Source organism: Paenibacillus hunanensis (assembly GCF_034055775.1).
Taxonomy (GTDB): domain Bacteria; phylum Bacillota; class Bacilli; order Paenibacillales; family Paenibacillaceae; genus Saccharibacillus; species Saccharibacillus hunanensis.
This window is the reverse complement of record NZ_CP139194.1, coordinates 1,019,276-1,032,906: the sequence shown is the minus strand read 5'-3', so window position 1 is coordinate 1,032,906 and position 13,631 is coordinate 1,019,276. Positions and strand designations below refer to the sequence as shown.

17 protein-coding genes are annotated in these 13,631 nt (G+C 39.6%); 4 read left to right on the top strand and 13 right to left on the bottom strand.

Annotation, left to right across the window (positions count from 1 at the left end; all coding sequences use genetic code 11):
- The first annotated feature begins 273 nt into the window (after positions 1-273).
- On the top strand, positions 274-447 hold the full coding sequence (locus tag SK066_RS04095) for a hypothetical protein (protein ID WP_320543744.1): 174 nt from the start codon (positions 274-276) through the stop codon (positions 445-447).
- 188 nt (positions 448-635) lie between these two features.
- On the opposite strand, the gene SK066_RS04090 is transcribed toward SK066_RS04095, so the two are convergent.
- On the bottom strand, positions 636-1,559 hold the full coding sequence (locus SK066_RS04090; RefSeq protein ID WP_407673809.1) for a nucleoside hydrolase: 924 nt from the start codon (positions 1,557-1,559) through the stop codon (positions 636-638).
- 200 nt (positions 1,560-1,759) lie between these two features.
- Here SK066_RS04090 and SK066_RS04085 point away from each other — a divergent pair, with 200 nt between their 5' ends.
- From SK066_RS04085 to SK066_RS04075, 3 genes are all read left to right on the top strand, one after another.
- Positions 1,760-2,584: a hypothetical protein gene (locus SK066_RS04085; RefSeq protein WP_320543742.1), complete on the top strand. Its 825-nt coding sequence runs from the start codon at positions 1,760-1,762 to the stop codon at positions 2,582-2,584.
- Between the two features lie 496 nt (positions 2,585-3,080).
- Positions 3,081-4,544: an amino acid ABC transporter substrate-binding protein/permease gene (locus SK066_RS04080; RefSeq protein WP_188778215.1), complete on the top strand. Its 1,464-nt coding sequence runs from the start codon at positions 3,081-3,083 to the stop codon at positions 4,542-4,544.
- Complete coding sequence (locus SK066_RS04075; RefSeq protein WP_188778214.1) at positions 4,537-5,265, top strand: amino acid ABC transporter ATP-binding protein; 729 nt, start codon at positions 4,537-4,539, stop codon at positions 5,263-5,265. Before SK066_RS04080 ends, SK066_RS04075 begins: the two co-directional genes overlap by 8 nt.
- Positions 5,266-5,633: 368 nt before the next feature.
- Here the strand turns inward: SK066_RS04075 and SK066_RS04070 are convergent, their stop codons facing one another.
- The 12 genes from SK066_RS04070 to SK066_RS04015 all read right to left on the bottom strand — a co-directional run bounded on the left by SK066_RS04070 (position 5,634) and on the right by SK066_RS04015 (position 13,624).
- Positions 5,634-6,161 (bottom strand): DUF4303 domain-containing protein, encoded by a 528-nt coding sequence (locus tag SK066_RS04070; protein ID WP_320543741.1) that lies wholly within the window; start codon positions 6,159-6,161, stop codon positions 5,634-5,636.
- An 8-nt stretch (positions 6,162-6,169) separates the two neighbouring features.
- Entirely contained in the window at positions 6,170-6,394 is a 225-nt protein-coding gene (locus SK066_RS04065) for a bacteriocin immunity protein (RefSeq protein ID WP_320543740.1), read from the bottom strand.
- A 125-nt stretch (positions 6,395-6,519) separates the two neighbouring features.
- Positions 6,520-7,023: a hypothetical protein gene (locus tag SK066_RS04060; protein WP_320543739.1), complete on the bottom strand. Its 504-nt coding sequence runs from the start codon at positions 7,021-7,023 to the stop codon at positions 6,520-6,522.
- Positions 7,024-7,182: 159 nt separating this feature from the next.
- Positions 7,183-7,515 carry an Imm8 family immunity protein gene (locus tag SK066_RS04055; RefSeq protein ID WP_320543738.1) on the bottom strand — a complete coding sequence of 111 codons (333 nt, stop codon included), beginning with the start codon at positions 7,513-7,515 and terminating at the stop codon, positions 7,183-7,185.
- 843 nt (positions 7,516-8,358) lie between these two features.
- Positions 8,359-8,736, bottom strand: a complete 378-nt coding sequence (locus tag SK066_RS04050; protein ID WP_320543737.1) for a hypothetical protein — start codon at positions 8,734-8,736, stop codon at positions 8,359-8,361.
- 25 nt (positions 8,737-8,761) lie between these two features.
- Positions 8,762-9,295 carry a hypothetical protein gene (locus SK066_RS04045; protein ID WP_320543736.1) on the bottom strand — a complete coding sequence of 178 codons (534 nt, stop codon included), beginning with the start codon at positions 9,293-9,295 and terminating at the stop codon, positions 8,762-8,764.
- Positions 9,296-9,298: 3 nt separating this feature from the next.
- Complete coding sequence (locus tag SK066_RS04040; protein ID WP_320543735.1) at positions 9,299-9,610, bottom strand: pre-toxin TG domain-containing protein; 312 nt, start codon at positions 9,608-9,610, stop codon at positions 9,299-9,301.
- Between the two features lie 258 nt (positions 9,611-9,868).
- Complete coding sequence (locus SK066_RS04035; protein WP_320543734.1) at positions 9,869-10,072, bottom strand: hypothetical protein; 204 nt, start codon at positions 10,070-10,072, stop codon at positions 9,869-9,871.
- A 14-nt stretch (positions 10,073-10,086) separates the two neighbouring features.
- The gene (locus SK066_RS04030; protein WP_320543733.1) at positions 10,087-10,845 is read right to left on the bottom strand and encodes a pre-toxin TG domain-containing protein; all 759 of its coding nucleotides are present in this window, start codon (positions 10,843-10,845) and stop codon (positions 10,087-10,089) included.
- Positions 10,846-10,920: 75 nt separating this feature from the next.
- Entirely contained in the window at positions 10,921-11,163 is a 243-nt protein-coding gene (locus SK066_RS04025) for a hypothetical protein (RefSeq protein WP_188778192.1), read from the bottom strand.
- Positions 11,164-11,177: 14 nt separating this feature from the next.
- The gene (locus tag SK066_RS04020; protein WP_320543732.1) at positions 11,178-12,227 is read right to left on the bottom strand and encodes an RHS repeat-associated core domain-containing protein; all 1,050 of its coding nucleotides are present in this window, start codon (positions 12,225-12,227) and stop codon (positions 11,178-11,180) included.
- Between the two features lie 974 nt (positions 12,228-13,201).
- Complete coding sequence (locus SK066_RS04015) at positions 13,202-13,624, bottom strand: hypothetical protein (protein WP_320543731.1); 423 nt, start codon at positions 13,622-13,624, stop codon at positions 13,202-13,204.
- Positions 13,625-13,631 lie beyond the last annotated feature (7 nt).

The window sequence follows — 13,631 nt, the reverse complement described above, 5'->3', positions numbered from 1 at the left end:
TCGAAATCAGCTCATAATTTCAGTATATTGCGTGCATTATCCGCTCCTGCATGCAGAGGGAGAATGTTGCATAGGGACAGTATGTAAACGCTTATTGTTTTGAAGTGTAAACAAGTGTCCATGTGCAATGTGTTCATCTACTTCAATATACCGTATTTAGACATCTGTCACAATAAAAAAGGGCTTATTCGCTTATTTCGAAGATGAAAATCTTGATTTTATGCTATTTATTACATTAAATGGATAATCAGAGTACAAACAAGCAGCTGTGTTGTGGTGCTTGCACTTGCACTTGCACTTGCACTTGCACTTGCACTTGCACTTGCACTTGCACTTGCACTTGCACTTGCACTTGCACTTGCACTTGCACTTGCACTTGCACTTGCACTTGCACTTGCACAATTAGGATATTCTAGCTCTGCCACTTTTCATAGACCTTATTTCTGAAAAAACCGTACCTGTATATTCCAAGGTACGGTTAATTTTCATATATGGTTCAGTATGAGGTTTCATTTTAAAATGAATTGGGTTGAGGCTGCTATCAAAGTTGGCGGTTATACTGACATGTACCACATCATCTATTGTCCATGACAGCACAACCACTCTTATCTAACAGCCCTCCCTAACAACGAGCATTATACGATTCGACTCAGGAAATGGCTTACGAAGCGGTCAGCATCTACATCCAACGCTACGTCGATGTGTGGTGCCTGGCTGGCGTGTACGCCGGTCGTTTTGCCCAGGGAGTCCTGGTCTGTGCATTCGACGTGTACGGCGTAGGATTCGGTGCGTACGAAGGTGGGATCGATCGCTACACCGACAGCTAATGGGTCGTGTAGGGCGCAGCCGCGTCCGCTAGTAATGACGCCCTTGTAGGCTTCCATGTAGAAATCGGTCATGTCTGCAAGGAAGGTGGCAAGGTTGGTGTTCAGGCTACGCCATTGTTCCAGATGGGCAGCAGTGAGCAGCGTCTGCATCGTCACATCCAGACCAACGAGTGTCACTGGCATACCGGAGCTAAATACTAGCGCCGCGGCATCAGGATCGGAGTAGGTGTTCGCTTCGGCATATGGTGTCACGTTGCCCGGTACGGTGACTGCGCCATTCATGACGATCAGGCGAGCGATATGCTGGGCGATGTTTGGCTCCAGCTGTAGGGCACGAGCGATGTTCGTCAGTGGTCCAACCGCGATGACCGTGATCTCGCCGGGATTCGCCATAATTTGCTGGACGATAAACTCAGGGCCGGACAGAGATTCTGCCTGTCTTGTCGATGGCTCACGATATTGATTGCCGATTCCATCTGCTCCGTGAATATGCCGGGCAAATGGCTTGGTGTAGTCGCGTTGCAGCGGCTTGGCTTCCCCCGGATATACAGGCAGTGGGCGCTCCAATTGATCCAGTACGACCAGTGTGTTGCGTGTTGCTTCTTCAACCGTGATATTGCCAAATACAGTGGTAATGCCTAGCACGTCTAGCTCTGGGGAATGGACTGCATAAGCAATTGCCATCGAATCATCGATGCCAGTGTCTACGTCTAAAATGACAGATTTCATAATAAACTCCTTTGATGATTAATAACATTTATTTTAAAACAGATAATAATGAAATAAAATGCCTTTAATATTTTCAAAATATATAATTACCCATCATTTTGAAATAAATTACTTTTAATGGTATAATGTAAACTTACTTTTTTGAGAAAGGAGGATCGAACTCCAAAAACACAATAAATATTATAGAAAGTGAGTGTTAAATAATGAAAACAAAAATACTTATTTCTTCTACAATAGCTGCTTTACTAGCAACAAGTGCAGTCTTACCAAATGTCCCTATTGCTCAAGCTCAAAACTTAATGAACGAAGAAAGTTTAGATAAAATGGATTCACAAGAGCTTTTCAACTATGTTTATTCTAACTCTCAAGCAAAAACTGAACAAATCAAAACAGATGATGGAGAAACACTTACTTCAATTAATTTAGAAATGGATTCTGATGACATAAAGTCTAGTGATCTCTCTCAAGACAATAAAAGAATGCTAGAAAACTCTTTAGCTCCTTCTATCGACGGTGAAGAGAAAGCGCTAAAATCAAAAACAATAGTTTCCGTTCTGACTGCTCAAGACGAAGTAACTGTTGAACAAAACAGAAAAGAACTTCTTTCAAATACTAGCTCTTCTTTAGCTTCAGCTGCTGCGACAGGTGGAGGTAGTGTATACGACCAAGCATCAAAAGAAGGGTACGGCACTGTAGTAGGTACTCTAAATTATGTATCAACCACTAAACAAAATGTCGATTATTTCGGCATTAAAAGCATTTCAGGTAAATTCTTTCCCATTGGAGATACTATTATTGTTAGTCGCACTATGATAGCAGGACAAGTAGGTCCTGGAGTAAATAAAGTTCAATATTACTATCCTTCTCAGAATTCAAAAACAACATACACGCTAAATTGGACAAGTGACAGCATGCTAGCACCTAGAGGTGCAAGTGTTGTTGGGATGAATATTAAAATGGATGTCAAAAAAGGAGCAAATGGTAAAGTCTTCACGGTTCAAAAACCAGTCAATATAATAAATTATTGATGATATTTGATTTTCAGCCTAATTCAACCTTTAAACTATGAACTATATACAGAAAAGCAGCTATTTTCTTAATTTAAGAGAATAGCTGCTTTTCTTAAATCATTTCTTCTTATATAACTGAGTTGATTCAACTACTCTATTGCTGGAGATACATATTGTGATATGGATTTTCAATCAACTAATATAGTAAAATTTTTTCTGTCTTCATATTGAAGTGAATATACTTTTTCTTTTGTGAAATAATAGAATTTATTTAAAGAAAGAAATCCAGAAAATTAATTATTAAAATGAGTACCAAATTAAAATTCTATGCATTTCAGCTTCACAGCGCTATAGTCAACAAGGATATTTTTTTGTAGAATAAGAAGACGTGTGATGTGAGACATGAAATGTTACATAGAATGTGAAGGCAGCTTTATTCCTAACGGGCTTGCTACAGCATTGTCGACGACCATCACAAACTCGTAATCTTGGAGTATATGAAATGGAGGATATTATGAAGAAATCTAGGCTGATGTGGCTATCTATTGCGTTCCTTCTTTTCTTCGGAGTGTGTACCGCAAGCTGGAGTCCAAGCGCGGTCGCTCAATCGGAAGAAGGCAAGACGTATCAAATCGGTACGGACGTTACGTTTGCGCCGTTTGAATTTCAACGAGATGGCAAATATGTAGGGATTGACCTCGATTTGCTAGCAGCTATTGCAAAAGACCAAAATTTTAAATATGAACTCAAACCACTTGGTTTTAATGCTGCACTACAAGGTGTGCAATCGAATCAATTGGATGGCATGATCGCTGGTATGAGTATTACGGATACGAGAAAACAAACATTTGATTTCTCTGATCCCTACTACGAATCCGGTGTTGTTATGGCGATCGGTCAAGATGACAATACGATCAAAAGTTATGAAGACCTGCGTGGTAAACGTGTAGCGGTTAAAACGGGTACAGAAGGCTACAATTTTGCTAATTCAATCAAAGATAAATATGGTTTCACTCTTGTACCTTTTGACGATTCTGCACAAATGTACGAAGAAGTAGTTATCGGTAACTCTGCTGCCTGCTTCGAGGATTTCCCAGTTATCGCATTCGGTATTCAACAAGGTATGAAGCTGAAAGTGGTAACTGAGAAAGAGAAAGGTTCTCCTTATGGCTTTGCCGTGAACAAAGGACAAAATCAGGAATTGTTACAAAAATTCAATGCTGGACTGAAAAATATCAAAGCCAGCGGCGAATATGATCAGATCGTCTCTAACTACTTGGGCAACACGAAGCCAGGTCAGGAATCAACGGATGCACCTCCACCTTTGAGCAAAATGGAAATTATTATGGCTGCTCTTCCTATTCTGTTTAAAGGATTAGGAATGACACTGATGTATACGTTCATCTCCTTGTTCTTTGCATTTATTTTCGGTCTGATCTTCGGATTTATGAAAGTAAGTCCAAGTAAAACCGCTCAATGGATTGCGACCGGGTTTGTCGATATTTTCCGCGGTATTCCACTACTTGTACTTGGCTTGTTCATTTATTTTGGTATTCCAGGCGCACTCGGTATTAAAATTCCATTGATCGTTGCCGCTGTACTGGCGCTCAGCTTAAATGCTGGAGCGTATGTAACTGAAATTATTCGTGGTGGTATTCAGTCGATTGATAAAGGTCAACTTGAAGCTGCACGTTCACTTGGTCTGTCGTATCGGACAGCGATGATCAAAGTTATCATTCCACAAGCAATCAAGGTTATGGTTCCATCGTTCATCAACCAGCTTGTTATCACACTCAAAGATACGTCGATCATGTCCGCTATTGGTCTGGTCGAGTTGACGCAATCCGGTAAGCTGATTGTAGCGAATAACCTCCAATCCACTTTGATCTATGGAATGGTCGCGATCATGTACCTGGTTGTTATTACCATCCTGACTAAACTGGCAGACAGTGTCGAAAGGAGAACACGCCGTGGGTAAAATTAAAATCGCTAACCTCAAAAAGAGCTATGGCTCTAACGAAGTATTGAAGGACATTAACATGCAGATCGAAGAAGGCGAAGTAGTCTGTGTCATCGGCCCTTCCGGTTCTGGTAAAAGTACCCTTCTGCGCTGCGTGAATAAGCTGGAAGAAGTGACAGCTGGCGAGGTCATCGTCGATGATTACAACATTAGCGACAATCGTACCGATATCAACAAAGTTCGTGAAAATATCGGCATGGTGTTCCAGCATTTCAATCTGTTTCCGCATATGAGCGTGCTCAAAAACATCACCTTCGCTCCGGTGGAGCTGAAAAAGCAATCTGAAGCAGAAGCACGCAAAACGGCGCTACAGCTGCTGGAACGCGTTGGTCTGTCTGACAAAGCAGATGCTTTCCCAGGTAGCCTGTCCGGCGGTCAGAAGCAGCGTGTAGCGATTGCACGCGCACTGGCAATGAACCCAGATATTATGCTGTTTGATGAGCCAACCTCTGCACTCGATCCAGAAATGGTCGGTGAGGTACTTGGCGTTATGAAGGATCTGGCGAGCGAAGGCATGACGATGATGATCGTTACCCACGAAATGGGCTTCGCACGCGAGGTTGCTGACCGTGTTATCTTCATGGATGGCGGTTATATCGTAGAAGAGGGCGCGCCAGAGCAAGTATTTGGCAGTCCGAAGCATGAGCGTACGATTAGCTTCCTGGAGAAGGTTTTGTAAGTTAAGCAGGTTCTGAATGTCTTTTGCAGATTAAGTTAAAATGCTTGGTTTGGCGTTTCTTTTACCATGTACGCCAAACCGTAAGATAGCATTTTACACAACACTACTGAAATAAAAACCGCCGTATGCAGCATAGTAGTCTGCATACGGCGGTTTTTTGGCTATGAGCAAGTAACAACAAATGACAAGTAATAACAAAGGATCAGATACTGCTAGCGGTGGTGAAAATGCTGAAAAAGATTAGAGCTTTGATGCTTATTGTATAGCATAAGCTTTACCATATCGTTCAAAGACGTACTGTATGGAATGATGTGGAATCCTCTTCCCTTTTACATCGCCTTACGCTTCTGTGCTCCGTATAATCCACCCTATTCCTCCAGCTCTGCAGCTTCCTTCAACCATATTTCCAGCGCTGCTGGCGGATTCAATCGCTTGGCGATCGTCGTATTAAGCGGCACAGGTGGCATTAATTCGACTAGCACACAGACCTGCTCTCGTGGCTGATTTTGCGAAAATAATCCTTCCTCATCCAACTGTCGCATCGCCTGCTCCATCGCTTCTAAACGCATCACTAGCTCCAGTTCCCAATCCTCAGACGATATTTCATCTATACGTGGTCGCGTATCCAGCAAGTGCTGTACAGGTTCAAAATAGGCTTCTCCCAGGATACTATACGGCGAATCAGCATATGACCATTTCACATCATAGTCTGGATGTTGCGCCGTCTCCCGCTCTAATGCCTCTACTGACCATGCCGATGCAAATGGGGCATAGCCTTCTGCAATCGTAATTAGACTACAGTAATAGTAATGCTCGCCATTCGCAAACAGCTCGCGAAATGTCTGCCTCGCTGCATCTGCGATCGCCGTCATCAATTGTGTGCTAAATGAGTCCATAAGATCATTCACTCTCCACCAAGTATAATCGGGCGATACGCTAACGCTGCATCCACAATTTGCTCTGCTGTCCAATCTTCCTCATTCCAGAAAATCAGATTACTCACTTCTGGATGCGGCACCTGACGGGTTAATAATTCTAGCCATTCATCCTGCTGTTGCTCGCTGCCTTCGCCGTCTTGAATACGCTGGACGAGTTGGATCAGTTCAGCACGGGATAGGGATGGTTGCATCGGTGTCACTCTCCTTTGGGTGAGGTATACGAATGAAATGTTACTTTAATTATTAGCGCTTCTTGAGCTAAGATCAAATTCGCTGCGTGAAATCCTTCTTGCCTATCTAAAGGAAACCTCTCTACTCATTGACTAGAAAAGTAATCTTTCCCATGTACAATCCAATATCGTTCCTGTGGCGGTACTTGATCCATAAAGCTTTCATACTTCCCGATCCAGTCCTCTGGTATATAATGCTCAAACGACGCGGGCTCTGGAAAATAGGAGATGAATCGCTTCTCATCAAAATTAACTAATAAAGATGGAGTATATTCTGTAATCGAATCGGGTTGAGACAAATAATCGTCCTTTAGCTTCAATAATAACTCTCTTAATTCCACCACACTTACTCGATATTCGCTTATGTTATGTAGAAAGTCTGCTGCTGAATGTTCATTGACTACTGCAATGTCAAAGCGTTCTGAATAGTCACCAGCAGTGGGCAATTCATAGCCTTTATCTACATAGGCTTGCTCTAATTTGGTTAAATCTAAATACCAGTACTCCTTGTCGGTAACATACCAGCTCCATGTCTGATTGTAGATCACAGCAACGATGATATTTTCGCCGTACTGTATCGGTATCTTCATTCGTATCACCTCTTTGGATTTAACGCTTATTTTGATACACGCAAATATTCACAGGGCTCTTCATCAAAACCATTCCAAAATACCCACAGTCTTTCACAACGATCACATTTAAAAAACATACGCATCTCTTAATACAATTGTTCTGATGGTTGAAGCAAGCTATTCATCCATTTCCCAACGGAAATATCGAGAAAGATTATAATTGGCTTTAGTAATATCACTATGAGAACATTTGGACACAATGCGATTCAATGTCTCCTCAAGCTTTTTCCCATTAAAGTCTCCTGTTATGATACATCCGCGTCCTATAATAATATCGCCTTCATGCGTCATCCGTTGTAACCTTTTTGGACTAATTAATTCAAACGAAAACAAGTCAGATGCGCCATGTATTTCTTCGGGACCAATATCAATATGATAATAGATATAAAAATCATCTCCATCATCGCTCCAATCTTCCAACATTTTCGTCAGTGCTTTTATTATCAGCATTTGAGCCTTCTCCTTAATTCAGTATATCGATAGTGGCCTTTCTGATTTGCTTTCACGTCTATGCTTTGTCCGAAACTTGTTCTTATCATATTCTTATTGTTCAAGTTAAATCCTGAAGGTTCTCATTTCATTTGAACGTGAAAAGATAATAGTTAAAAACATCTTACTAAATAATTAGTAAAGCATCTTTCACAGCATTTGAGTTTCCAAACTATACAACTATGACTTTCAATCAAAATCTTCGATCTCTAAAAAGTCGAACTTCGCAGTCAGCTACATAATCTTTTAAATTTCTTCTTGTAGCGCGCTCAGCAATATTACATATAGCTTCAAATGAGAAGTGTTGATTATCAGTTTTGTTCATGGTGAGCTTCCTTTAGTAAGATTATTATTTTCGTTTAAGCTTTTGATCAAATTGTAAATACTAAATTGCATTAATTTGTTTATACTCCATCATAATCCTAAAATAATTATTTGGGCAAAAACGCTCGGATGCTTTCCGCCACCTAATTGGTTTACTTGGAGTAGTTCTCTATACTTCGAACAATGTGCTTGCTCTCCATCCACCCACTTCGCACATCAGTTATTTGACGTTATTCTAAAAAAGAAATCTTGAAAAGCATAAGAGCCCCTCAAGATTAAAATACAGTTTCAATATTAAATTAGATATACGTTTATAGTTGAAAATATATCGTGAGACTTAACTTTTGATCACGATTAATTATTCATTTTTTTAAAAAGTTTTTAGACATTCGTTATATTACATACATAGCTAAATATTTATAAAATGCTATGTAGCTATCCTAATAATTTAACTACATAGCATTTCAAATTTTAATTGACCTATTTTGCAGTAAACATTTTGTACTCTTCCTCGGTCACCCTATACTCTTTACCTCCATATAGCTCTTCCCATATCCATAAGAAAAAGTCTCTCGGTGGATTAGGGGGATCAAACGGAGGTAATATCGATTCAAATACGCCTTCAAAATCAATTGTAGGATGACTCAGATAATAGCGAAGTGCTAAATTAGCTAATTTTCTCTTTTTCTCTTCTTTTTGATAAAAAGGTTCCTTTAACCGCTCGTTTATAATTTTTCTGTAGTCTTCTTCTGTTTGAGGCGGCACACTCATATAGTAAACTGATTCAACTTCATCTTCAGCGAGACCAGCTAAGGGTTCTAAAAACATCGTCAACATATCTGGTTTAATAATAAACAATGATCAATTCTCCTTTATGAATCTTTTAATTTAAGTTGGGATACATAGTATATAGTTGACCATTCCGAAAAATAGCCACAACTTTTGAAGATTCTACATACGTTTGTCCACCTCTTTTGTAGCCTTCTCCTATAATGTCATCCATCGAAAAATCAATTTTATTTGCCCCTGTTTGTCTATAAATAGTTTCAGCTCTTTGAGCAGAATTTAATTGAGCTTGATTACTTGAAAATCTCGAAGAATTTACAGGACGTAAATGATATCCATCAGATATTACACCTGTTGTTGCTCGCAAATATTGCTCAGCCAGAGTCGTCTGAGATCCATGCCTGGAATAGAAATGGGCATTGGGAGTTGCACTTTCCATTTTCGATAATTGTAGCGCTGCATTGTCTTCGATTTTTTGTGCTAATGAAGATCCATTACCAGCAAACAACTGCAAATCCAGCTTCAATCGCAAACTTTGCTTCTCGGCAACCTCTATCTCATTAACTTGTGTTTTCCCAATCTTTCCGAGCTTCCCTATCAACCAGGTACCGCCTTCAACCGTACCCTTCACCGCCTACTTCCCAGCTACCTTACCACCCGGCAGCCAGCTCAGCAGCGTTCCTCCACCTGCCGCTACCCGATCTGTCACCGACAATTGCTGTCCTGTGATCAGATCCACGCCAGTGAACACTTCCTGTATACCCTTCGCCGTACCGACAAACGGAATCGCGTCCGCTACAAAGCTTCCGCCCTGCTTCAGCCACTCCGCTCCATCTGCACTCCGTCCAAATGGATCAATATACGATACCGGATTCCCATTCACATACGCATATCGGTTCATCGTCAAGCCATTTCCAATACTCCCCGTCACCACATCTCGGTTCACAAAGCGCTTGATCTCTAGTTTATAGTAGCGTGCGCATATCTATTGCCGTAAGTTCGAATTAATGAAACGATATTAAACTTTTCGAGATCCTTATATAAAAAAGAAAAATGAAGTTTATTAAAATAATTTTTAACATTCAAAACTAAAGACACCTTACCAACTAATTTAGTAAGGTGCCTTTAGTTTTTTTATACTTTTCAAACCATACAATTATGACCTTTGAATCAAAGTCTCAGTTTTTAAGAGTAATATACAATTTTAATTAATTCTATACTCAATAAGAATTTCAAAATCTCCATTTGGACAAAATATACCCGGATGTTTACCACTATTTTTATCTAGAAAAATCAGGCGCTCACCACATTTAGGACAACTTACATTATCTCCGTTCATTACTCTTTTTCTTATTGTTTGCATCATCTCAATTTCTTTCAATACTTCCTCATGACTTCTTCTTTCCATATTATGCTCCTTTCTCAACGATAGGGCAATTCAGGATAATTATTTTTGACCATATTGATAATTTCTTTTATTTCGCTGATTGCCAAATTATTTTTATTGTGTTTAGTACCTCTCATAAATGAAATAATTTCTGCACGTTGGCTTCCTTTTATATTTAATCCAGCATGAGTTACTTCATGAATAATAATCTGGGAGGTAAGATTTAAGGACTGTGTATTTCTGACATATGCAATAGCCGTTTTCCCAAAAGCTTCTCCCAAAATATTTTCCTCTGGATCCATATAAGATAAATTCACTTCTATTTTTTTATCTTTAATTATTTTTAAAGTTTCTCTTCCAATTTCAGATTTTTTTAGATCTCTATAAAGGTTTTTAGGTTTTATATTTTGACCCATAATACCACCCGAACCATTTATAAACAACTCGGATGGTTTGGCATATGCTTTTTTTGTTTTTCCAAGCTTTCCAACCACCCAGCTAACAACTTCAACCGTACCCTTCACTGCCCACTTCCCAGCCACCTTACCACCAGGCAGCCAGCTCAGCAGCGTTTCTCCACCTGCCGCTACCCGATCTGTCACCGACAATTGCTGTCCTGTGATCAGATCTACGTCAGTGAGCACTTCCTGTATGCCCTTCGCCGTACCGACAAACGGAATCGCATCCGCTACAAAGCTTCCACCCTGCTTCAGCCACTCCGCTCCATCTGCACTCCGTCCAAATGGATCAATATACGATACTGGATTCCCATTCACATACGCATAGTGGTTCATCGTTGATTTGCTATTAATTCTTAACTAAATAAGATAAAAACCTTAGGAAGAAAAATAATTCCTAAGGTTTTTATCTTAAATTTGTTTTGATACTGGTAAATATTCTAGCGGCTCTTCATCAAATCCATTCCAAAAAAACCACAATCGACCACATTTATCACATTCAACAAAAATTTTCATCTCTTGATACAATTCTTCTGCATTAATATTGTCATGATATTTATCATAATCTACATCAGAAATAAAATTGTATTGTACTTTGCAAGGAATGTCCTGAAGATTTAATATGTTGTTGCAAGTACATAAAAGTTTTGGCATATTCTTCTAGCCCCTTAAGGTAAAATAATAATGTCATTAATATTGGGAGTTTTTCCTCCTTTATTAATAATACCATGTACTCGTCCAATGACATTACCTAATTGTTCCGATGTTACTGGTGTTTTTGATAAATCTAAAATAACACCTTCAGCTTGAGAATTCTTCTTTGCAATGCCTCCAATTATACGAGAGGCATCTTTAGTTTCAGGAGTATATACATCATATCTTTTTCCATTAACCAACAAATCTGAAGTGCCACCATCTAATCTCGTTCCTACTGGATGGCGTAATATTACCTGATTACCTTGCTCATACATGTAATTAGCTACTCTCAGTTCACTTTCAGAAAAGCTAACTTTCAGATTAGAAGAATGTTCTATGACTAGCGAACTTCCAGATGGAGCATTACCTATTGGCAATGCTAAAGGTTGATTTCTGTTTCCTCTTAACATAACTCCCATATTATCTCCAGCCATTTTACGACCAACTGTGGGAGCAACTTCATCAGCAGAAGACCTTACAACCTTCTTAAACAACCAGGTACCGCCTTCAACCGTACCCTTCACCGCCCACTTCCCAGCTACCTTACCACCAGGCAGCCAGCTCAGCAACGTTCCTCCACCTGCCGCGACCCGATCTGTCACCGACAGTTGCTGTCCTGTGATCAGATCCACGCCAGTAAACACTTCCTGTATGCCTTTCGCCGTACCGACAAACGGAATTGCATCCGCTACAAAGCTTCCGCCCTGCTTTAGCCACTCCGCTCCATCTGCACTCAATCCAAATGGATCGATATACGACACCGGATTCCCATTCACATACGCATATCGGTTCATCGTCAAGCCATTCCCAATACTCCCCGTCACCACATCTCGGTTCACAAAGCGCTTGATCTCCGGGTTGTAATAACGTGCACGCATCTGGTATAGACCATTCGGATCGGTCTGTACGCCGTCGCGTCCGTTGTACTGGAAAGGTTGTTGACTATCGCCGATATGCTCCAGCTGTTCGCCGTACGTGTCATACGTGTACGTATCGGTAATTTGACCATTTGCATCGGTCAAGGCGATGGTGCTACCGCGCATATCATAATGATACGTCTGTTCGTTACCGGCTGCGTCTTCACGGCTGATCAGTCCTAATTCGTATAAATTTTATAACAACTTACTATTCTAAAAAGAAACCTTGAATGGTATGAAGCCATTCAAGGTTTCTTTAAAAGTTAATCACTTACCCATATTGAATGTCTTGGTAAGACATGACTACAAACAGGACAATTTACTAATGGTATTTCATTAGCTTCTTTTAAAAATCCCCATCTATTGGCACAACCATAATACAACTCTGGAATAGTAGGATTCGCAATAATGCCTGTCCAATTACAAATGCTACAGTTCACACGTTCCATCTGTACTCTTTGTAGTTTATCAGTATTATTCATAAATAAACAAAACATCCAAATATTTCAATCTCTTAGAGGGTAGAAAGCAAGAGAAAATCTATTATATTTTTTGGGAAACTGCATCATATACGATACCTGACCTACAGCATGTATAGGCTTACCTTCGATCACCGGATCATTGAATCAAAAGCTTTAGTATCTAATATATATATATGCTTTGACCATCAATCTCATATTGTTGAATGAGTGAATTATTCAGATTCAATGTAGTGTAAAACCTCCTATACCAAATTTGATTAAAAATTCACTTTCTGTCGATCTCGGGAATGTTTGTAGTATAAGCTGAAACTTGGGTATTTTTGCCTCGTACACAGTTCCACCATTTTCAAAATATTTTGCAATATTTTTGTCAGTAGTTACAGACATCAATGTTCTATCCATTTTAAAAGCTTTTGGTAAATCAGTGACAAATGCACCATGAGCCTGTACATAATCATCTAAGTTATTGTACCTGATAATGGGATTTCGATTCTAACTTTATTGAAACAATTGGATTGAATACGATGTTAAAACACGCTAGGGTAACTTGAGAACTCAAAAAGCCATAGAGAACCTAACTCTCTATGGCTTAGCAAATTATATCTGTATATTAACAAAGCTACTTTCTCTTTTTTCTGTAGTAGAATTCCAATAGAACAGCTGACCTGTTTGTCCATCAGAATTTTCCACCATGGTAGTCAACTCACATACAAGTGAAAGGTAACGAGCCAACCAAAGTGAAATATCAAACATACGGTTATTAAAAATTTCTTGAAAGGAATCAGTAGTAGTTATGGACATTGAATATTTATAATTAGGCCATTTATTATTAGGCTTTAATTCAATTTCAAAGCCCAAAACCTCAGCGTATCCCACCTCATCATACGGTTCTTCTTCCATATTTTCAAATCTTAAAGTTGTTATATTGACTCCTTTTTCAATTGCTAAACCTAAATCCTGAAAAGACCCTTCATATTGAATAAACACATTTGCGTGTGCACCATGTACTTTGTCCAACATCTCCATT